Source organism: Gleimia hominis, assembly GCF_032085515.1.
In the GTDB taxonomy this organism is placed as follows: Bacteria; Actinomycetota; Actinomycetes; order Actinomycetales; family Actinomycetaceae; genus Gleimia; species Gleimia hominis.
This window is the reverse complement of sequence record NZ_JASXSX010000002.1, coordinates 83081-104154: the sequence shown is the minus strand read 5'-3', so window position 1 is coordinate 104154 and position 21074 is coordinate 83081. Positions and strand designations below refer to the sequence as shown.

The 21074-nt window shown below is 58.1% G+C and carries 17 protein-coding genes; 15 read left to right on the top strand and 2 right to left on the bottom strand.

Annotated elements, in window-relative coordinates; all coding sequences use genetic code 11:
* The first annotated feature begins 57 nt into the window (after positions 1-57).
* From QS713_RS07295 to QS713_RS07260, 8 genes are all read left to right on the top strand, one after another.
* Positions 58-1044 carry a malate dehydrogenase gene (locus tag QS713_RS07295; RefSeq protein ID WP_313273991.1) on the top strand — a complete coding sequence of 329 codons (987 nt, stop codon included), beginning with the start codon at positions 58-60 and terminating at the stop codon, positions 1042-1044.
* Positions 1045-1441: 397 nt separating this feature from the next.
* Positions 1442-2521: a sugar-binding transcriptional regulator gene (locus QS713_RS07290; protein ID WP_313273988.1), complete on the top strand. Its 1080-nt coding sequence runs from the start codon at positions 1442-1444 to the stop codon at positions 2519-2521.
* A gap of 17 nt (positions 2522-2538) precedes the next feature.
* Complete coding sequence (locus tag QS713_RS07285; RefSeq protein ID WP_102217158.1) at positions 2539-3600, top strand: NAD(P)H-dependent glycerol-3-phosphate dehydrogenase; 1062 nt, start codon at positions 2539-2541, stop codon at positions 3598-3600.
* 173 nt (positions 3601-3773) lie between these two features.
* Positions 3774-4628, top strand: a complete 855-nt coding sequence (gene purU / locus QS713_RS07280; RefSeq protein WP_313273985.1) for a formyltetrahydrofolate deformylase — start codon at positions 3774-3776, stop codon at positions 4626-4628.
* Positions 4629-4685: 57 nt separating this feature from the next.
* Positions 4686-5969, top strand: coding sequence for a serine hydroxymethyltransferase (glyA, locus tag QS713_RS07275; RefSeq protein WP_313273984.1), 1284 nt, complete (start codon positions 4686-4688; stop codon positions 5967-5969).
* Positions 5966-6856, top strand: a complete 891-nt coding sequence (locus tag QS713_RS07270) for a bifunctional methylenetetrahydrofolate dehydrogenase/methenyltetrahydrofolate cyclohydrolase (protein WP_313273981.1) — start codon at positions 5966-5968, stop codon at positions 6854-6856. The genes glyA and QS713_RS07270 overlap by 4 nt, the downstream gene beginning before the upstream one ends.
* 152 nt (positions 6857-7008) lie before the next feature.
* A complete protein-coding gene (locus tag QS713_RS07265) occupies positions 7009-7833 on the top strand; it encodes an exodeoxyribonuclease III (RefSeq protein WP_313273979.1) in 825 nt (274 codons plus the stop codon).
* Positions 7834-7945: 112 nt separating this feature from the next.
* Positions 7946-9529: a Rib/alpha-like domain-containing protein gene (locus QS713_RS07260; protein WP_313273977.1), complete on the top strand. Its 1584-nt coding sequence runs from the start codon at positions 7946-7948 to the stop codon at positions 9527-9529.
* A gap of 376 nt (positions 9530-9905) precedes the next feature.
* Here the strand turns inward: QS713_RS07260 and QS713_RS07255 are convergent, their stop codons facing one another.
* Complete coding sequence (locus QS713_RS07255; RefSeq protein ID WP_313273975.1) at positions 9906-11207, bottom strand: YihY/virulence factor BrkB family protein; 1302 nt, start codon at positions 11205-11207, stop codon at positions 9906-9908.
* A 133-nt stretch (positions 11208-11340) separates the two neighbouring features.
* The gene (locus tag QS713_RS07250; RefSeq protein ID WP_313273973.1) at positions 11341-11880 is read right to left on the bottom strand and encodes a 2'-5' RNA ligase family protein; all 540 of its coding nucleotides are present in this window, start codon (positions 11878-11880) and stop codon (positions 11341-11343) included.
* Positions 11881-12011: 131 nt separating this feature from the next.
* Between QS713_RS07250 and pth the strand changes: the two genes are divergently transcribed.
* From pth to QS713_RS07215, 7 genes are all read left to right on the top strand, one after another.
* On the top strand, positions 12012-12611 hold the full coding sequence (gene pth, locus QS713_RS07245; protein WP_313273971.1) for an aminoacyl-tRNA hydrolase: 600 nt from the start codon (positions 12012-12014) through the stop codon (positions 12609-12611).
* A 221-nt stretch (positions 12612-12832) separates the two neighbouring features.
* A complete protein-coding gene (gene mfd / locus QS713_RS07240) occupies positions 12833-16435 on the top strand; it encodes a transcription-repair coupling factor (RefSeq protein WP_313274036.1) in 3603 nt (1200 codons plus the stop codon).
* A 61-nt stretch (positions 16436-16496) separates the two neighbouring features.
* The gene (locus QS713_RS07235) at positions 16497-17045 is read left to right on the top strand and encodes a hypothetical protein (RefSeq protein ID WP_313273969.1); all 549 of its coding nucleotides are present in this window, start codon (positions 16497-16499) and stop codon (positions 17043-17045) included.
* Between the two features lie 305 nt (positions 17046-17350).
* Positions 17351-18631 carry a phosphopyruvate hydratase gene (gene eno / locus QS713_RS07230; protein WP_313273966.1) on the top strand — a complete coding sequence of 427 codons (1281 nt, stop codon included), beginning with the start codon at positions 17351-17353 and terminating at the stop codon, positions 18629-18631.
* Positions 18632-18799: 168 nt separating this feature from the next.
* On the top strand, positions 18800-19468 hold the full coding sequence (locus tag QS713_RS07225) for an FtsB family cell division protein (protein ID WP_313273964.1): 669 nt from the start codon (positions 18800-18802) through the stop codon (positions 19466-19468).
* Entirely contained in the window at positions 19458-20048 is a 591-nt protein-coding gene (locus tag QS713_RS07220; protein WP_313273962.1) for a DUF501 domain-containing protein, read from the top strand. Before QS713_RS07225 ends, QS713_RS07220 begins: the two co-directional genes overlap by 11 nt.
* Positions 20049-20078: 30 nt before the next feature.
* Positions 20079-21008 (top strand): Ppx/GppA phosphatase family protein, encoded by a 930-nt coding sequence (locus tag QS713_RS07215; RefSeq protein WP_313273960.1) that lies wholly within the window; start codon positions 20079-20081, stop codon positions 21006-21008.
* Positions 21009-21074: the final 66 nt, after the last annotated feature.

Here is a 21074-nt window from a genome sequence, read left to right as displayed (position 1 = left end):
GGAGCGCACTAATATTAGTAATGAGACAGAGACAACAACGTTGAAGGAGTTTTTGGTATGTCTGAACCTCGCGTCGTTACGGTAACGGGTGCGGCCGGTAATATCGGTTACGCCCTTTTGTTCCGCATCGCTTCGGGCCAGGTGTTTGGCCCGGATACGCCTGTGAAGTTGAATTTGTTGGAGATCCCGCAGGCAGTTAAAGCCGCTGAGGGCACCGCGATGGAGTTGGATGACTGCGCGTTCCCACTGCTGTCTGGGGTGGATATTTACGACGATGCTGCGAAGGCCTTTGAGGGCACGAACGCGGCGTTCCTGGTGGGTGCGCGTCCACGCACGAAGGGGATGGAGCGTGCTGACCTGCTGGCTGCGAACGGTGGTATTTTTGGCCCGCAGGGTAAGGCGATCAACGATGGTGCGGCTGATGACGTGCGCGTGCTGGTTGTGGGTAACCCCGCGAATACGAACGCGTTGATCGCTGCTTCTGCGGCACCGGATGTACCGGCTTCGCGGTTCACCGCGATGATGCGTCTGGATCACAACCGGGCGTTGTCACAGCTTGCACACAAGACGGGTAAACCGGTTTCAACTATTAAAGACATGGTGGTGTGGGGCAACCACTCCGCAGACCAGTACCCGGACGTGTCTTATGCAACTGTGGATGGCAAGCCGGCGGCGGACCTGGTGGACGAAGCTTGGCTTGATGACTACTTCGTCCCCACGGTTGCGAAGCGGGGCGCTGCGATCATTGAGGCGCGTGGAGCGTCTTCCGCGGCTTCCGCTGCGGGCGCGGCGATTGACCACATGCACGACTGGGTGCAGGGCACGCCCGAGCACACGTGGGTGACCGCGGGGATTGCGTCCGACGGATCGTACGGTGTGCCGGAAGGTCTGATCTTCGGGTTCCCGGTGCGTTCCAACGGTGGTGAGTGGGAGGTCGTGAAGGACCTCGAGATCTCCGATCGTACCCGCGCTGGAATTGAACGGAACGTGAAAGCACTGGAGGAAGAACGCGACGCCGTGCGTGAACTCGGGTTCGTTAAGTAACCACGAGATTACAGCGCCGCTGCTGCAAAGGTGCCGCCGCAAAGGTGGCATCACCGCTGCGCAGAAACGCTACTTACGCAGTAGCACCGCTTCTGCGTGGAAACTCCGTTTGACGCGGAGAGAGGAAGTTTCACAGCAGCGGCACTTAAGCAGCTGCTAACACTAAGCGCGCCTGGGGGAGTGACCAATTGGCCCACCCAGGCGCGCACTCTTATGCCGCTGGAAGTGCAGGTGATAGATAACTGCTTTCTCGACGCACAAAAAAGCTGGCGCTCAAAACCACTTTCTTTTAAAAAGCCTGCACTTATGAGCAGAATTTGCGTTCGCGTACACATGTGCGCACTCGTGTGGCATGCTGGAGGTGCGCTTGCAAGGATATGCAAGAGACGCGGGCTTTATGCGGCGGGCTTTATGCACAAATCGGCGGGCGCCACAGCTTAGCTGCGAAGCGACGATTTTGCCGGAGGAGGCGGGTAATCCGATGCGCGAAGACGACATGGTGACCGCCGCCGAACTTTATTACTTCGAGGGACAAACCCAGTCTGCGATTGGGAAAAAACTCGGGTGCACCCGCTGGACTGTTGGGCGTTTGCTGGAGCAGGCCCGCGCAAGCGGCTTAGTGACGATCACGATTAATCACCCGCGGGCCCGCAACCGGGAGCTGGAACAAGGGCTGGAGCAGTGCTTCCACCTGGAACGCGCGATCGTGGTGGCCTCCCCTGAGGCGGGGAATGTGGCGCAAGTGGCGGCGCGCTACCTGGCGGACCTGGAGCCAACCCCAAAACGCGTGGCGGTGTCGTGGGGGCGAACAGTCGGACGGGTGGCGGAGGAACTACCGCAAAGCTGGGCACCTAACGCGAAGATTTACCAAACCAACGGCGGCCCCGTGCAAACGGGGGACGAAGCGGTGTCCCGTTCAATCGGGGTGATGGCCCGACGCGCCCCCGGGGTGGGGTACTCCCTACCGGCCCCGGCGATTACGGCAAATAAAACACTTGGGGACGCGCTGCGCGGCGAACCGAGTATTGCCCGCACCCTGGTGAACGCCGCGAAAGCTGAGCACATCATCTACTCACCCGGGGCCGTGTCCGTGGATTCGGTGCTGGTTGAATCCGGCTACTTGGACGCCAGCGCAATTGAAGCAATTCAAAACCGTCAGGGCGTCGCAGACGTGCTGTCGCACTATGTGGATGCAAACGGTGTGCCCCTTTCGCAATCCCTTGAGAGCCGCACCATTTCAATTTCACTGCAGGAGCTGCGGCAAGCCCACGCGATAGCCATTGTCGATGAGGTCGAGAAAGTACCGGCACTCAGCGCCGTTTTAGCCGGTGGGTACGCCCGCGTGGTGATCACTGACGCCACGGTGGCGCGCCGCGTGCTGGATGGCTGTGCAAATACCCCGCAGGGGGCACGGGATTTAGATGTAGCGACCCCCTCAAGCAAAAATAGGTTTCAAAAACAGTTTCAAAAACAGTAATTAAAAGGAGAATGAATATGGCGAAAATAGCGATCCTCGGTGCGGGCATCATGGCGACCGCGTTGACGTTTCCACTGACTGAAAATGGGCACGAAGTTCACCTGGTGGGTACGCACCTTGACCAAGACATAATCGCATCTATCCAAAAGGATGGGACCCACCCGAATCTGGGGTTGAAGGTGAACGACGGGGTCACGGCCTACCAGCTGGAAGACGCGGATGAAGCGTTTGAAGGTGCGGACGTGGCGATGTCGGGAGTGAACTCGTTCGGGGTGCATTTTGCGGGCAAACACCTGTCGCAACTGGTTAAACCAGGTATGCGCGTGCTGTCGATCACCAAGGGGATGGAAGCGGACGAAGACGGTACGCTGCACATGCTGCCGGACGTGCTGAAAACCTACTTCACGCCCGAGTTGCGCGATTCCGTGTCGTGGTCAGCGATTGTGGGGCCTTCCATTGCGGGTGAACTGGCGGTGCATCACGATACTTGCGTAGTTTTTTGCGGTGAGGACCAGGCGGCACTCGATTACTTAGCAGGCCTGTTCCGCACGGACTACTACCATGTGTGGACGTCCACGGACTTCTTGGGCCACGAAATCGGGGCGTGCATGAAGAACATTTACGCGTTCGCCGCAGGGCTCGGGCAGGGCCTGACAATTAAAGAAGGGAAACAGGACGACCGGTACATTCGTTACAACTACAACGCAGCCGTTTTTGCGCAGGGGCAGAAGGAACTACGCCAGTTCATGCAGCTGCTGGGAGGGGTGCCAGAAACCTCCGATGGCCTAGGCGGGGTTGGGGACATGTTCGTAACCTCCATGGGCGGGCGCAACGTGCGTGCCGGTGAGTTCGTGGGGCAGGGCCGTCCGTTCTCAGAGGTGCGCGATTCCCTCATGAAAGGCGTGACCCTGGAGGGTGTCAACGCGATCCGCGTGGTTGGGGGTGCGTTGAAACCACTGACGGAACGCGGCGTGGTGAAACCACAGGATTTCCCCCTGTGCCGCTACCTGTACTCAATCATTGAAGAGGATGCGCCGCTGGACATGCCGTGGTCCAAATTCTTCGGAGGCGAAAAATAGCCTGAGGTCTCACGTGCCCGGGCCGACCCCGATGCGGGACAGTTCAACTCGATAATCGGGTGCGCCTGGGCCTAACACCCGGCTTGCTAATCTGGTGCGCCCCGGCTTAGCACCCGGCGCGACAGTGCGGACGCGTGGGCGTGGGGAGCGTGAAGTGTCCTATGGTTAGGGCTATGGAATCTAACGAGGACGCTTTCGTGCTGACCCTGTCTTGTTCCGACAGGCCCGGTATTGTAGCTAGGGTGACGGGACTGATCGCAGCTGCGGGTGGGAACATTATTCAATCCCAGCAGTTCGGTGACCCGCACACGCACCTGTTCTTCATGCGCGTTGAACTTTCGATTGAAGCGGGCCGCCACCGGATTGAGCAGGCCATGGCTGATTTCGCTGCGGATTTTGAGGCCCGGTGGGAACTGCATGGGTTGGGTGAGCAGCTCCGCACCCTGATTATGGTGTCACGGGAGGGTCACTGTTTGTCCGACCTGCTGTACCGCCACCGGGAGGGGCAGCTGCCAATCAACGTGGTGGCGGTTGTGGGGAACCATCCGGATTTGGCGCCGCTGGCCCAGTTCTACGGCGTGCCTTTTCTATGCATTCCAGTTACGCCGGAGTCTAAACCGAAAGCGGAGCGGGAACTACTGAACCTAGTGCATTCCGAACGCGTGGAACTCGTGGTTTTGGCGCGGTACATGCAGATTCTTTCCGAACAGCTGTGCCGGGAATTAGAGGGCAACGTGATTAATATTCACCACTCGTTCCTACCGTCTTTTAAAGGCGCGAGGCCGTATGCGCAGGCACACGATCGGGGCGTGAAACTGATAGGGGCAACCGCTCATTACGTGACCGCGGATTTGGATGAGGGGCCGATAATTGAACAGGACGTCACGCGGGTAACCCATCGGGATACGACGTCGGACCTGGTGGCGCGCGGGCAAGATGTGGAGCGGCGGGTCCTAGCTCAGGCGGTGCGGTGGCACAGTGAGCACCGGGTACTGCTTAACGGAGACCGCACCGTAGTTTTCGACTAGTCGGATTCTGAAAAAGCGTGATTGCGTTACACTAAATCTGGACTTCAGGAGGTTTACGTGACAAAACTTAATGATCTGCCCTTGGCGGAACTTGACCCTCAAATCGCACAGGTTCTAGATGGTGAGCTTGAGCGTCAACGCGGAACTTTGGAAATGATCGCGTCAGAGAACTTCGTGCCCCGCGCAGTGCTGCAGGCACAGGGGTCGGTGCTGACGAATAAGTACGCGGAAGGCTACCCTGGGCGCCGTTACTACGGCGGTTGTGAGCAGGTGGATATCGCGGAGAACTTGGCGATCGAACGCGCTAAAGAAGTGTTCGACGCGCAGTATGCGAACGTGCAACCCCATTCGGGTTCGCAAGCGAACGCGGCGGTGCTAGCTGCGCTGGCTAAACCTGGGGACACGATCTTGGGGCTCGCGTTAGATAACGGGGGGCACCTGTCGCACGGGATGCGGTTGAACTTTTCGGGCAAACTGTACGACGCCCAGTTTTACCACGTGAACGAGAAGTCCATGCGTATTGAAATGGATGAGGTCCGAGCTGCTGCCGTGGAGCATAAGGCGAAGGTGATTATTGCCGGCTGGTCTGCTTACCCACGGGTGTTGGATTTCCAGGCTTTTCGCGGTATTGCCGATGATGTGGGAGCTTACCTGTGGGTGGATATGGCGCATTTTGCTGGCTTAGTGGCTGCGGGTCTGCATCCAAACCCGGTGCCGTACGCGGACGTGGTGACCACCACGGTGCACAAGACGATTGGTGGGCCGCGGTCTGGGATGATCCTTTCGCGTGACCCGGAGCTGGGCAAGAAACTAAACTCCGCGGTGTTTCCCGGTCAGCAGGGCGGGCCATTAATGCACGTGGTGGCTGCGAAAGCGGTGTCTATGAAGGTGGCTCAAACCGAGGAGTTTAAAGACCGGCAGCGCCGCACTGTTGAGGGAGCGCGCATCATTGCGGACCGGTTGTTGCAAGATGATGTGAAACGCGCAGGTATTACCCTGGTTACCGGGGGGACGGACGTGCACTTGGTACTAGTGGACATGCGCGATTCGAAGTTGAATGGGCAAGAAGGTGAGGACGCGTTGCACGCGGTTGGGATCACAGTGAACCGTAACGCAGTGCCGTTTGACCCGCGCCCACCCCGCGTTACTTCGGGTTTGCGTCTTGGCACGCCAGCGCTTGCGACCCGTGGGTTTGGCGCCGCCGAGTTCGAAGAAGTTGCCGATATTATCGCGCAAACCTTGGTGCAGGCGGCGGCCGGCCAGGTGGATACCGAGCAGCTGAGTGGCCGCGTGAAAGCGTTGACGGATGCGTTCCCACTGTACGAAGGGTTGCAGCAATGAGGTTTCCATGGGCAGGAGCGGCGAAGCCTTTAGATGGGAAGCGTTGCGCCGCGCAGATTAAGAACGAGCTGAAGACCCGGGTGCAGGACCTCAAAAATAAAGGTATAACCCCAGGTTTGGGAACGATTTTGGTGGGGCAAGATCCAGCTTCGCAAACGTACGTGGCGGGCAAACACCGGGACTGTAAGGAAGTGGGGATTGAATCGTTCCGCATTGACTTGCCGCAGTCCGCCACGCAGGAACAGATTTTACGTTCGATTGAGGCCTTTAATCGCAATCCGGCACTCACGGGCTATATTGTGCAGTTGCCCCTGCCGCCGCAGGTGGATACGAATTTGTTGCTTGAGGCGGTGGATCCAGCTAAAGACGTGGACGGGCTCCACCCAACGAACTTGGGGCGGATGTTGCTGTCGGTCGATGGGTTGATTGATAATCCGCTGCCATGTACGCCCCGGGCGGTGGTGGAACTGCTGCGGCGCAATAACTTGTATCTGAACGGCAAGCACGTGTGCGTCATTGGGCGTGGGACCACGGTTGGCAGGACGATCGGGTCGCTGTTGACCACGCGGGAGGTAAATGCGACGGTCACGCTGTGCCACACGGGGACGCGGGATCTGAGCCGACACGTGCGGGCTGCGGACGTGGTTGTGTCTGCTGCGGGGGTAGCGGGGATCGTTACTGCGGACATGGTGAAACCCGGAGCGATTGTGCTGGACGTGGGGGTGTCGCGTGAAACGCATGAGGGCAAAACCCGGATCGCGGGTGACGTCGCCGATGGCGTGGATGCGGTGGCCGGGTGGATCACCCCGAACCCCGGTGGGGTGGGGCCGATGACGCGGGCGATGCTGCTGGCCAACGTCGTGGAAGCTGCGGAACGCACAGCTTAACTGGCTCGACCCCGCCGAGCGGTGGCGAAAACTGCTGCGTCTAACCGGCCCAACTGGCCATCGGTGGAACGCAGAGACTAACTGGCCCTGCCGAGAAAGTGCGGAGCACGGAGTCAAACGGGCCCGGTCTGGATGCATGGGATAATCGTGGTATGAGTATTGAGATTTCGACCTTTAATGTGAATGGTATCCGTGCGGCTTCCCGCAAAGGATTTGCCGAGCTCATGGCCGCAACCGGCCCGGACGTGGTTGCGTTGCAGGAAGTGCGCGCGTCTGACGAGATTGTCGATAAGCTCTTGGGGGAGCAGTGGGAGGTAGTTAATTTCCCGTGTGAGGTAAAGGGCCGCGCAGGGGTTGCGCTGGCGGTGCGAAAGAATGGGCGCGTGCAGATTGACCGCCAGAGCGTACGGTTCGGAGCGCAGCCGCAGGGTGTGGACGCGGTTGCCGTTGACACGGGCCGGTGGCTGGAGGCCGACATGCGTGCAGGTGATGAGGTTGTGCGCGTGGTGAGTGCGTACCTGCATTCCGGTCAGGTGGGTACCGAGAAAATGGATCAAAAGTACGCGCACTTAGAGTTGGTTACCCAGCGGATGCAAGAGCTGCTGGATGCGGATGTGCCGACGGTGGTGTGCGGTGATCTGAACATTGTGCACACGGAGCGGGATATTAAGAACTGGAAAGGGAACCACAATAAGTCCGCGGGCGTGCTGGATGAGGAGATCGCGTATGTGGACGCGTGGTTAAACCAGGGGTGGCGTGACGTGGTGCGAGACCTGGTGGGGGAGGAACAGGGCCCGTATACGTGGTGGTCCTACCGGGGGAAAGCATTTGATAATAATGCGGGCTGGAGGATTGACTACCAGTTGGCGTCCCCAAGCTTGGGGCAGAGGGCGCAGGCATGGCACGTGGATAGTGCGGATGCGTATGACGCGAGGGTGTCAGATCACGCTCCGCTGCGAATCTCCTACGGCTTGTAATTTTAACGACTCACTTATCTAAGCAGAGCTTTTTCGTATTCCTCCAGATGAGAGCGATTGCGGGGAATGATATTTTCAAGTTGTCATTGCCGACAATCGTTTAGGAGAGAATATGAGGTTAGAAAAGTGGTCGGCTAGTTCCCCGAGAGCGCTGCGGCGGTCTTGGCGGGCAGTGCTGTCTGCGTTCGCGGTGGGTGGTTTAGTGGTTGCGGGTGGAGCAGGTGTATCTGCGACCGCGTTCGCCGAAGATAGTACTGGTACCCCCGCAGCTGCGGATAGGGCAGAGGACTCCGCGTCCAAGCAGGCGATGTTAGATGTCGTTGAGTCATATCAGGTTAATGCTGGGCAAACCATTTGGAACATTGGGCTGGTAGAAGCTGCGCAATACGCGGACGGTAGTGATGCGAAGAAAGCAGTGGAGATCGTCAAGGACCCGGCGTTGGAAGGGAAGATTGAGTTTTCTAGTCCCAGCCAGATTGTCGCCCAGGTACCGGGTGAGTATCAGCTGAAACTGCACCTCACTTTGAAGACGGGGACCCCGATTGAACGCACGGTAGCGCTGAAAGTGTGGCCGGAGTACACGATCATTACGACGTACATGAAGTACATTACGGTTGATGACGTGAACTTGAAGGCGGACCAGACTACCGCGTTAAATGAGAAGTTTAGGGACGTGGCGCTAACGCTGACTTCTGAGGATAAGCAGAGTGAGTACACGTTCGACAATCTTTTCGCCAACGTTGGCGCGTATAAAGATTTCGAATCCGAAAAGCAGATTATTCGTTTAGATAAGGGATACACGAGTTCTGCGGCTAATGTGCCTGCGGGATATTTTTACGCGGGGCTGCTGCGAACCGGTTGGGATGGGGCCACTCGAACACCCCGGAAGGTGTTGAAGTTTAGTGCGAACACGATTGGCACACCGTATATCCGCCCCCTGTTCTACAGTAAGCTTTGGTATGCGGATTTGGATTTAAGTGAATCCGATGAGGGGAAGAAGACAGTAACGCCAAAGTTGACCCATGAGGATGCGGGGATTTCGTTAAAGTTTATTGCCAGCAACTTCCCGAAGTGGGCGTCGCTCGATGAGGCAACGGGTGCGGTGACGGTGGATGCGAAGTCGGTTCCGGCTGGCACGCGAGAGCTGAGTGTGATCACGAAGTATGGGGATCACGAGGTCACTCGCGTGACGAAAATGACGGTTCGTAAGACCGCGGATGCAGGGGTAGTTACGCCGGTCCCGCAGATTTCTAAAGATCAGATTGTGCCCGTGGTGATTCACAAGGGTGATGATTTAACTCTTGGAGCGGCTAATATCAAAAATTTGCCTGAGGGCGCCAAAGCGGAGGATATTACCGCGGATGGCGCTGTAAATACCGCTAAGCCAGGTGAGTACACGGGGAAGATTAAGGTTACGTTTAAGGATGGTTCATCTCGTGTGGTTGAGGTACCCGTGACTGTTAAAGACCGCGTTCCCGCAGCAACCTTAGAGCCTGCACAACCGATTAACCCCAGCGAGCAACCCGGAAATGGTGAATTGAATAACCCTGGGCATCACGGGAATGGCGCAATCACTTCGAGCACCCATATGCAAGGGAATAAGCAGCTCGCTAAAACTGGTATTGCTGCCGGTGCTATCGGTTTGGCTGCAATCGCGGTTACGGGAGCTGGGGTTGGACTCGCTAGGCGCCGTTAAGTAACGGAAATGTTTGCGGCACAACTACATGCGATTAGTTTTTAAGAGGAAAACATACGTGTCCGAAACATTCATTGAGTAGCTAATGGAAAACTAGTTGAGTAGTTAATGGAAGGAGCGCATAATGAACACCGCAGTTTTCTTTTCTGTACTTACGATTGTTCTTTATGTAGTGATTGCCGTTGCTGTTGTTGCCTTGTTTATTGCGGTTTGGCGGTATATTCATCGGACCAAACAATAGGAGCTATACGCAAATAGTAGGAGTAAGCGACCTAGAAACCTGATCAATAGAGATCAAACCGGATCAAGATAGCTCGAAAAAACTGTGGGGCTGCGGAAATAAATCCGCAGCCCCACGAAGTTTGCCCATCTGCACCTACTTTTTGTTGCGATGCTGAATCTTTCCCAGCGTCCATAGTTGCCGGCGGTAGCGGTCCGCTTTTCCGGTGTGCACGTCTATGCGCTGACGTAACCGGCGTGCCTGCGGTGAATGCCACGTAGCTGAATCCAAAACAATCTCCGTTGTGTTCGGGTCCATCAACGGGTCGGGTTCCAGGTCGCCCGTCATAGTGTGATGGGGCCACTGCAAAGTGCGCCGGTCCGAGTCAGTAACGTAGTTAGGGGACTCGTACCCATGCATGTGCTGCACTGATTCCGGTGTCGGTGCAATCGGCGGATTCGCCATCCAAGCAGCCGACATCAAAACAATCCGCGCCAACAAGTTAACCCACAGGAGCACCGTCACAATCGCCACGGACGCGCCTGTAAGAGCACTATCCGCCGACCCCAACGCGGAAGTACCTAAGAAACGCACTACCGAGGAACCTACCCCAGCGATCAACGCGCCGATCCACAAATCTTTCGCGGGCGCCCTCATTCCCGCAATCAACCGGATCAGACCCGCAATCACCAGCGTGTCAACCAGCAATCCCACCAGGATCGACAGGATCCGAAGTAGTACCTGCCCCAGTGTCCCAGAAATTCCTAGCCACTCCAGCACCTGAGAGCCGAGAGTGGATGAAACAATGCCCAGCACCGCGGTGAGCAGCACCCCTCCGGCAATTAACACGAATCCAAATAGGTCGCGTGCCTTAATCCATACCGCGTTCTCCGGAATCTTAACGATCCCAAACATGGACCACAACGATTTCTTCAACGCATCCATAACCCTAGATGCAGAAAACAAAAATAACACTAGAGCAATGAAACCAGTCAGAGTAAACGGGGAATCTGCCACCAAAGAATCGGGGTTGACCAGACCCTCCGGATGGCCGGAAGTTTGAATCAAACCGGGCATTGAAGAATCTATCGCGTCCAATACCGCGTTGCGAAGCTCCGCGTTAGACCCTAACACCGCCATGAAAATCGTCCACCCCACGGTTAAAGCCGCGGTTATAGAGAAAATCGCTACGTAAGAAATCCCCCCGGCCAGCAGGTTACCGCGTTTAACACTGTAGCGATCCAAACCACGTGCCACGCGGGTGTGCTTCCACCACGAGAGCGCAAGCTTCGCCTTCTCTCCCCACGTTTTTGCAGCCCAAGCTGCGGACAGGGACGGGCCCTCCACATGGTGATGCTCCGCCTGACGGGGAGCGTAAAGGTGGTGAACCGGTTCAACATCAATCTCATTCGCCGGTTTCGAATGCGCAACCAGTGGTGTCTGTGAAGATTTCGGCATACTGAAAACCTACCTGATTTCGCTCGCTTCTGCCGTGTCAACCACGATTCCAACCCAGCCCAGCGATAGCGCAATCTCGCTGATCAACAACACCTCTTGGGCCCATCCCCAAAAATCTGCACAGGCGGATTCTCTATGAGTTCAGTTCAAAAAGTGCCCTCGACTCGTACGCCCCACCCGCACTGACCGTATCTAAATGAAGCGACCGAGCTACCCAGGACGCCTCAAAATCCGCGCATTCCTGCGCCGCAAAATCCAACTGTTCCGGTGGCACAGACTGGGCAACAGTCACATGAGGGTGGTACGGAAACCGCGTGGGCCTATCCAGAACTCCACTGCGAATATCACTTTCTAACGCCACCAGCTCATGCACCCCACCCACAACTTGAATGTAAACAACGGGGGACACGGGTTGGAACGTTCCGGTTCCACGCAACGTAATTTGGAACGGCACGCTCCCTGCCGCCGCTTTTTGTAAGTGCTGCCGAACGCGCACGCGCTCCGCCACTTTCACCACAGTTGGTGGCAATAACGTAATGTGCGGCACAACCTGGTTTGCTAGCGGGTCACCGAACTGTAGACGCCAGTTAGTTAGCTGACTCCGCCACGGTTCCGGTACGGGGATCAGCACACCAATGACCTCCTCATCGGGGCCTGGTTGCGGCAAATACATGCAAATCCCTCATACAGAAACGAACAAAAGAACGTAACTATTGTTCCCCGTTGTCACTCTAGGTGCAAATACCAGCGTCGCGGTAAGATTCCGGTTAGGACCTAGAGGGAAATAGAAACTCAGGAGGGAACGTGGCTAGCAGTGGGCCGTGGCTAATCGTCGGACTGGGCAACCCGGGTGAAAAATACGCGCGGAACCGGCACAACATCGGCCACCAGGTTGTGCAGTACCTGGCAGAAAGTAACGGTGGCACGTTCACTCACCACAAGGCGGGGGCAAGCACTGCGCAAGTGCGGCTCGGGACGCTCCCGGGAGGCCGCCCAGGCCCCGCCGCTACAGTTGCATACCTGGACTGCTACATGAATGTGTCAGGTGGACCAACGGCTGCCCTCATGAAATTCTTTAAAATCCCCACCGACCACCTGCTGGTAGTACACGACGAACTGGACCTAGATGAGCACGTACTGCGGCTAAAGAAAAACGGTGGGGAAGGGGGCCACAACGGGTTGAAATCCATTTCCGCAGCCATCGGCACCCGCGATTACGCGCGTTTACGCGTCGGGATTGGGCGGCCTCCAGGGCGCATGAACCCCGCGGACTACGTGCTCAGCGACTTCCCACCACGCGACCAAGTGGAATGGGAAATAACAGTTCGCGAAGCCGCGGATGCAATCACGGACGTGGTGAGCACAGACCTTCCGGCCGCGCAGCAGCGCCTGCACACCCGGTAAGAGCGCGCTCATTTGAGCCACGCAGGTATAAATCGGGCGGGGCGGATGGGGCGCACTCGGGTGGCGGGGTGCGAATCAGCTTGGACAGCGACGCGGACTCGGGTGGGCGCGAGGGCGCGAGGAAATCAGCTTGGGCGGGGAATCGGACTCGGTCGGCGCGGGCTTAAGTGGGTACGGTAGGGAACGCTATGAGTGCGCGATAGACTGTGGCGGTGGAGAGCATGAAACTAACGGGTTTACTTGAAGAAATAAAAACGGACCCCGCGGCGGTGCAAGCAGCGCAAAGTATTAATGAGGGCGTCACCGCCACGGTCGTGGCACCCACAGGCGTACGCGCGCCCCTTGCTGCGCTAGCTGCCGCACACTCGCACGCTCGTAAACAAATCATCATTACAGCCACCGGTCGTGAAGCCGAACAACTCGCGGCTGCCCTGCGATGCTACACCGGCGGTGTGGCGGTGCTACCCAGTTGGGAGACCCTGCCGCACGAGAGGCTCTCTCCACAAGCAGACACAATGGCCCAGCGGGTTGCGGTGATGCGCCGTTTAGCACACCCGGAACCGCATGGACGAGCGGGCGCCATCCGGATCCTAGTGGTACCCCTGCGCGCATTTTTGCAACCCATTATCGGTGGTCTCGGAGAGCTGGAACCACTGCGCGTCCACGAAGGCAACATTGTGGACCTAGACCACCTGGTTGAGCAGCTGAAAAACCTGGGGTACGAAACCACCGATATGGTTCGCTCCCGCGGGCAGATGGCGGTGCGCGGCGGAATCCTCGACGTATTCGCTCCCATCGACCCCCACCCAATCCGCGTGGAACTATTTGGCGATGAAGTCGACGACATCCGCTACTTCTCTGTATCCGACCAACGTGCCGTCGGGAAAGCCCCGGATGGCCTGTGGGCACCCGCTGCCCGCGAACTCCTCTTAACCCCAAAAGTTAAAGAACGCGCCGCAAAACTCGTGGGGGAACTGCCCGGGTCAGAACAAACCCTGGAACTCATTGCCCAGGGCATCGCGGTTCAAGGCATGGAATCGTTAAGCCCCGTACTGGTCGACCAGATGGTGACGCTACTTGACCTCGTGGATAGTGACACCACCGTGGTGCTGTCCGACCCCGAACGTATCGCCGCCCGCTCAGAAGACCTCGTGGCCACAACCGAAGAATTCCTCTCTGCCGCCTGGAGTGCCGCTGCCGCTGGGGGGAACATCCCCGTACAAGCCGGCGCGGCCTCCTTCAAGACACTAGAAGAAATGCACACTCAAGCCGATGATCAACAACTCGGGTGGGTGCAACTAACCGCCCTGCCACCAGCTGCGCTCGCGGGCGCAATTCAAAACCAAGTCGAAACCCAAGAAACGGACGCGCAGCACGGCTCCATCGTCGTGTCAAAGCATTTAATGCAGGTGGGGGCCCGTGCCGTAGTGCCATACCGCGGCAACATCGAAGCAGCCACAAAAGACCTCGCGGATTTAGAACAACAAGGTTGGCGCCTGGTCCTCACTACAGCCGGCCCTGGCCCGGCGAAACGGTTGCGCGACGTGCTGGCCGACAAAGATGTAGCAGCCCGGCTCGTAGACGCGATCCCGCAGTGCGTGGAACCCGGTGTAGTGCACGTCCTCGCTGCCAGCGCGCACGTGGGATTCGTGCTTGAACAACATCGCCTCGCGGTCATCACCGAATCCGACCTCACCGGCAGGTCGGGCCCATCCACCGCGGACATGCGCAAAATGCCGTCCCGCCGCAAACGCGGCCTAGATCCCCTCACGCTAAAAAAAGGTGACTTCGTCGTTCACGAGCATCATGGGATCGGCAAGTTTATTGAAATGGTGTCGCGCACCATGGGTAGTGGGAAGCAGGCGGTGACGCGCGACTACCTCCTAATTGAATATGCACCCACGCGGCGCGGACAGCCGGGGGATCGCCTCTACGTGCCCACCGACCAGCTTGACCAAGTTTCGAAATACTCTGGTTCCGATGCTCCCTCCCTGTCAAAAATGGGTGGGGCCGAATGGGCGAAGACTAAAGCCCGTGCCCGCAAAGCCGTACGGGAAATCGCGGGTGAACTCGTGCGTCTCTACGCGGCTCGGCAAGCCACTAAAGGGCACGCATTCAGCCCGGACACCCCGTGGCAACGCGAACTGGAAGACGCATTTGAACACGTGGAAACTCCCGACCAGCTGGTGACGATCGACGAAGTTAAATCCGACATGGAAAAACCCGTGCCGATGGACCGGCTGCTGTGTGGCGACGTGGGGTATGGGAAAACGGAGATCGCAGTGCGCGCGGCGTTCAAAGCCGTGATGGACGGTAAACAAGTTGCCGTCCTCGTCCCCACCACGCTGCTTGTTCAGCAGCACATGGAAACGTTCACGCAGCGTTATGCCGGGTTCCCGATCGAAGTGGCGTCACTATCGCGGTTTTCAACCCGCAAGGAATCACAGGAGGTTCAGCAACGTCTCCTCGACGGGCAAATTGACATTGTGATTGGCACCCACTCCCTTCTGACCGGTGCGGTCCGGTTCAAGGACCTGGGGTTGGTAATTATTGATGAGGAACAGCGTTTCGGCGTCGAGCACAAAGAAACCCTCAAGCAATTACGCACGAACGCGGACGTGCTATCCATGTCTGCGACCCCTATTCCACGCACCTTGGAGATGGCGGTTACGGGCCTGAGGGAAATGTCTTTGCTGCAAACCCCACCGGAGGATCGCCATCCGATTTTGACGTTTGTGGGGGCGTATACGGATCAGCAGGTCAGTGCCGCCATTAAACGAGAACTGCTGCGCGACGGGCAGGTGTTCTACGTGCACAACCGGGTGAATGATATCGATAAGGTGGCGGCGCACTTGCAGGAGCTAGTGCCGCAAGCACGCGTGCGGGTTGCGCATGGGAAGCTGTCTGAATCCCAGCTTGAGGCCGTGATCGTGGACTTTTGGAATCGGGAATTCGACGTCCTCGTGTGCACCACGATTGTCGAAACCGGGTTGGACATTTCGAACGCGAACACGCTGATTGTGGATCGGGCGGACGCCATGGGCCTGTCGCAACTCCACCAACTGCGCGGCCGCGTCGGGCGGGGCCGGGAACGAGCCTACGCGTACTTCCTCTACCCGGGGGATAAGGCGCTCACAGAAACGGCGCACGAACGTTTAAGCACAATCGCGGCGAACACGGATTTGGGGGCGGGTCTGGCGGTAGCGCAAAAAGATTTGGAAATCCGCGGGGCCGGTAACCTGCTTGGCGGAGAACAGTCCGGGCATATCGCGGGCGTCGGATTCGACCTGTACGTGCGCATGGTGGCCGACGCGGTAACCGCCTTCCGCGGTGGGGAAGAAGAGAAACGGGAGGACTGCCGGATCGAACTACAAATCGACGCGCACATTCCCGTTGAGTACATAAAGGGCGAGCAACTGCGGCTCGAAACGTATGCGAAAATCGCCGCTCTCACGTCGGCGCAAGACGCGGCGGACGTGCGCGACGAACTCACCGACCGGTACGGGCCGATCCCAGAGCAGGTGCAACTGCTGTTCGCCCTGTCTGGCTTGCGTGCTCACGCCCGGGCGGAAGGGATTGAGGAGGTCGTGGCGCAGGGCAAATACATTCGCTTCGCCCCGGCAGAACTGTCAGATGCAGCTGCAATGCGCCTCAAGCGCCTGTACCCAGGGGCGATTCAAAAAGCGGCGGTTCGACAAGTACTGGTACCCGCCCCCACTACCTCGCGCATAGGCGGGAACCCGCTGGTGGACCAAGAACTCATCGACTGGGTCGACAAGTTCATTGACTCCATCGTTGCTTACAAACCCGCCCGCAGCCACTGAATGGGTACCATAGGGTGCAGCGGGTAGCATAGAAGCGGTGAGAAAACTTTTGGGAGGATTAGTGAAAAAGCGGTTTTTAGCAGCAGGTTTGCTAGCAGCCACACTGGGATTATCAGCCTGTGGCACACACCCCGGGGCAGCGGTGATTGTGAACGGGACGCAGTACTCGCAGGCAGATGTGAGTGAAGCTTCGCAGCAACTGTCGCAGGCGCTGCAGAATAACATAACGCCCGCAATGGTGGTGAACTACCTGTCGTACAAAGATGCGTTCGAGCAGGTAGCGAAAGATCACAACGTGGCAGTAGCCGTGGGGGATGTGCGCAACCAGTTCACTGAGCAAGAGAAACACTTGGGGGTAAAGTTCACTCCCACAACGGTTGACCTACTGCATTTCTTCAGCAACAACCAAGCCGTGCAGCAAGTGGCGCAAGACCCGAAGAGTGGGGGTGCAGACCAGCTCAACGCGGAGTTAGCGAAAGCGCAGGAGAAGCAGCACCTCAACGTGAACCCGCGGTACGGGCAGTTAGCCCCCGGGAACGTGCTGACGGCCTCCACACTGCCCGGAGTGCTGGCGCAAAACGCGCCCGCTCAAATGTCCGGTGATAACTAAGCAAAAGGAAACACGCCTTTCAGGCCGTGGGCGGGATCGATTGTAGGCACACCCACTAGGGTGAGGTGACTGCACCTGAACGAGATAGTGGGTGGCCCTATTGGAATCTGAGACGGATCTACCGGTTAGTAATGTCACGTTAAATCCGCGTTGAGCTGGGACCATTGGCTTTAGTTACCCAGCCCACCTTTAACCGCGGTTGGGGTGGCGCGGGGAAAACCTTGCCTATGCTTTCACCGCGGCCAGAAACGTAATAACGTATAAGTAGTGCGACGATATCGCAAACCAAAAGAAGGAGATAGACTGTGGCACTTATTGAAGCAATCGGCGCTCGTGAAATCCTAGATTCACGCGGCAACCCCACTGTTGAAGTTGAAGTGGAGCTTGAGGACGGTACCACGGCCCGCGCGGACGTGCCTTCGGGCGCATCCACCGGTGCTTTCGAGGCAGTTGAACACCGCGACGGTGACAAGGAACGCTACCAGGGCAAAGGCGTTCAAGAAGCTGTGGACGCTGTCATTGAGGTGATTGCTCCTGAGCTGATTGATGAGGATGCTGCTGAGCAGCGCCGCATCGACGAGATCATGATCGACCTCGACGGAACGGACAACAAAGGCAAACTGGGGGCCAACGCAATCCTCGGGGTTTCGCTCGCGGTTGCGAAAGCTGCGGCTAACTCCGCTGGCTTGCCACTGTACCGTTACCTGGGTGGGCCAAACGGCCACGTGCTTCCCGTTCCGATGATGAACATCCTGAACGGTGGTGAGCACGCAGACACGAACGTGGACATTCAAGAGTTCATGATCGCACCGGTGGGTGCTCCCACTTTCCGCGAAGCACTGCGTTGGGGCGCCGAAGTTTACCACCAGCTCAAAGCGGTGCTCGGTGAACGCGGGCTCGCTACCGGCCTGGGCGATGAGGGTGGTTTCGCCCCGAACCTCGATTCGAACTCCGCTGCGTTGGACTTGATTATTGAAGCGATCGAGAAGGCTGGTTACAAGCCGGGTGCGGACGTGGCGTTGGCACTCGACGTGGCGTCCACCGAGTTCTTTAAGGACGGTGCCTACCAGTTTGAGGGCGCTGCCAAGACCACGGATGAGATGGTGAAGTACTACGAGGAACTCGTCGCTAAGTACCCGCTGGTTTCCATTGAAGATCCGCTCTCTGAGGATGAGTGGGACGCCTGGGCTTCGCTGAACAAGGAGCTCGGCGACCGGGTACAGCTGGTGGGTGACGACCTGTTCGTAACGAACCCGGCTCGGTTGAAGAAGGGCATCGAGATGGGAGCGGCGAACGCTCTGCTCGTAAAGGTGAACCAGATTGGTTCGCTAACTGAAACCCTCGCCGCCATCGACATGGCTCACCGCGCGGGCTACCACACGATGACGTCGCACCGCAGTGGTGAAACTGAGGACACGACGATCGCGGACCTGGCTGTGGCAACGAACTCCGGTCAGATCAAGACGGGCGCTCCGGCTCGTTCTGAGCGCGTAGCTAAATACAACCAGCTGCTACGCATTGAGGGCCAGCTCGGGGACGCAGCGCAGTACGCGGGACACACCGCGTTCCCCCGCGCGAAGTTCTAAGCACAAACCTGCGTTTGGTTTAAGAGCGTCGTCTAGCGACGCTGGGCGCGCCGTCTCCTAGTGAGGCGGCGCGCCTGCTTGCGCGTGGCGATCATCTCAGAATCCTAACTTCTGATCCGAGCGCGCGCCGCCTAGAGGGACCCCAGTGGAAGGTGAGACACTACCGGTATGTCTGAGTACTCGAGGCAGTCCGCACGCCGACCCCGCACCCCACGGCCGCGTGCACCTCGTGCACAAACGGGGCGACCAGCGTCTACCAGTGCCCCCACGCGCGGGTGGAAACGCGTGAAGGCGGGGAAAAAACCGGGCCCACCGGTAGGGAAACAGCGTGTCAAAGCGGTCAACAGCCTCAAGGTACCGCGGGTTGAGCGGGAGAAACCGAAACCGGATCCGACGAAGGTTCCGTTCAAAAATCTGGGGGTGGCGCTGCTGGTGATTCTTGCGCTGTTGGCGGTAGTGGACCCCATTCACCTGCGGTGGGAGCAGCTGCGGGAAAAGAAGAATGTGCAACTGCAGATTGAGCAGGCGACGCACGATAATGCGCAGCTGCGTTCGCAACTTGAGCGGTGGAAAGACAAGAACTACATTGCCGCCCAGGCACGAGCCCGCCTGGGGTACGTGCAGCCGGGGGAAACGCAGTATTCCGTGGTGGATGCGGGGGAGGATTTGAACAAGCCGTTTGAAGCCACCCGCCCAGCTGCGAAGGATGGACCTGCGAAACCCTGGTACTTGGTGGTCAGTGACACCGTGAAGATGGCGGCCGAACCAGACCAGTTGACCGTGCCGCCACCCACCGTGATGCCAAAAATCAAGAAGGATGCCGCAGATGAGCAGTAATCACCCTCCAGTTAATGCTATTAATAATGAGGACCAGGGCAAGCCTCCAGCTGGAACGCAAACGCCAGTTGCGGGTGCTGCTTCGGGGCAAATCAGTGCGGCAGACTTAGAAGCTGTGCGCGAGCAGTTGGGGCGCGAACCTCGGGGAGTGCTGAATGTGGCTGCCCGGTGCGCGTGTGGCGCCCCGGCGGTTGTGGCCACAGCGCCGCGTCTAGACGATGGGACGCCGTTCCCAACCATGTTTTACCTAACTCACCCGGCAGCGGTCAAAGCCTGCTCCGTGCTCGAAGCCGAGCATTGGATGGACGAGTTAAACGAACAGTTGCGGGCGGATGAAGACTTGCAAGCTAAGTACCGCCGGGCGCACGAGCAGTACTTGCAGGCTCGAGATGCAGTGCAGGTAGTACCGGAGATAAGTGGTGTTTCCGCAGGTGGGATGCCCACACGGGTCAAGTGTTTGCACGCGCTAGTGGGCCATGCACTCGCAGCGGGCCCGGGGGTTAACCCGATTGGGGACATGGCGTTGAAACGCATGGAAGAGCGGGGCTTGTGGAACCCAAATCAGTGCGCGGACAAGTAGCGTTGCACGTTAAAACCTTGGGGGTAGAGATTGAGTAAGCCAATCCCGGTGGCAGCGGTGGATTGTGGGACTAATACGATCCGACTGCTCGTGGGGTACGAACAGCGAGGTAAGTGGCACGACCTGGAACGTACGATGCAAATCGTGCGGTTGGGTGAAGGTGTGGACCAAACCGGGTATTTGAGTGAGGCCGCAATTGAGCGCACAGTTGCTGCCGCACGCCAGTATGCGCACATCTGTCGGCATTACGGGGTGGATCCGCTACACATACGCTGTGTCGCCACGTCCGCGAGTAGGGATGCGAAGAACGCAGCCGAGTTCAAATCCAAAATGCGTGAGGTACTGGGCGTTACCCCTGAGGTAATAGAAGGCCAGGAGGAGGCACGGCTGTCTTACGCAGGTGCGCTTTCTACTTTGAGGGACGCGGCCGAACCCGCGTTGGTGGTGGATATCGGTGGGGGATCGACCGAGTTCGTGGTTGGTGACCACGGGCAGGTTCAAGCGGTTTCAACGAATATGGGTTCTGTGCGGGTAACGGAACGTCTTGCAGCTGGCAGTGGGATTAAGTTTGTGGATGATTTACTGCGTGAGGCCGATGACGAACTGGATTTCTCGCGGGTACGCACCGTGATTGGGGTTGCGGGAACGGTAACGACAATTGCGGCGCATGCGTTAGACCTGAGTGAGTATGAACCGCAGAAAATACACGGTTCCGTGCACAGCGTTGAGCAGATGCTGCGTTCGTGCGCGTACATGATCGACACGCCAGTCGAGCAGAAAGCACAGCTGGGTTACATGGCGAAAGGCCGCGCCGACGTGATCGGGGGTGGCGCACTGATTTGGCGCGCGATTGTGCGTCGGCTCGAAACCCGCGCGGGCACTCAGAAGATCATCGTTTCAGAAAACGATATTCTCGACGGCGTTGCGCTCTCTCTAGTTCACGCGGATTCTTCGCAGTAAACCCGCGGGTTGGCGAGCATGCCCTGGGCAGACTCGACCGATATCCCCGTAGCGGGCTCGGTCGTC

Bases quoted from the DNA above. Each gene is read 5' to 3' on its own strand.
- purU (WP_313273985.1), top strand. From the start codon at position 3,774: ATGGAATCTAACGAGGACGCTTTCGTGCTGACCCTGTCTTGTTCCGAC.
- QS713_RS07290 (WP_313273988.1), top strand. From the start codon at position 1,442: ATGCGGCGGGCTTTATGCACAAATCGGCGGGCGCCACAGCTTAGCTGC.
- QS713_RS07220 (WP_313273962.1), top strand. From the start codon at position 19,458: ATGAGCAGTAATCACCCTCCAGTTAATGCTATTAATAATGAGGACCAG.
- mfd (WP_313274036.1), top strand. From the start codon at position 12,833: ATGAAACTAACGGGTTTACTTGAAGAAATAAAAACGGACCCCGCGGCG.
- QS713_RS07225 (WP_313273964.1), top strand. From the start codon at position 18,800: ATGTCTGAGTACTCGAGGCAGTCCGCACGCCGACCCCGCACCCCACGG.
- QS713_RS07270 (WP_313273981.1), top strand. From the start codon at position 5,966: ATGAGGTTTCCATGGGCAGGAGCGGCGAAGCCTTTAGATGGGAAGCGT.
- QS713_RS07250 (WP_313273973.1), bottom strand. From the start codon at position 11,880: ATGTATTTGCCGCAACCAGGCCCCGATGAGGAGGTCATTGGTGTGCTG.
- QS713_RS07265 (WP_313273979.1), top strand. From the start codon at position 7,009: ATGAGTATTGAGATTTCGACCTTTAATGTGAATGGTATCCGTGCGGCT.
- QS713_RS07295 (WP_313273991.1), top strand. From the start codon at position 58: ATGTCTGAACCTCGCGTCGTTACGGTAACGGGTGCGGCCGGTAATATC.
- QS713_RS07285 (WP_102217158.1), top strand. From the start codon at position 2,539: ATGGCGAAAATAGCGATCCTCGGTGCGGGCATCATGGCGACCGCGTTG.
- QS713_RS07255 (WP_313273975.1), bottom strand. From the start codon at position 11,207: ATGCCGAAATCTTCACAGACACCACTGGTTGCGCATTCGAAACCGGCG.
- QS713_RS07260 (WP_313273977.1), top strand. From the start codon at position 7,946: ATGAGGTTAGAAAAGTGGTCGGCTAGTTCCCCGAGAGCGCTGCGGCGG.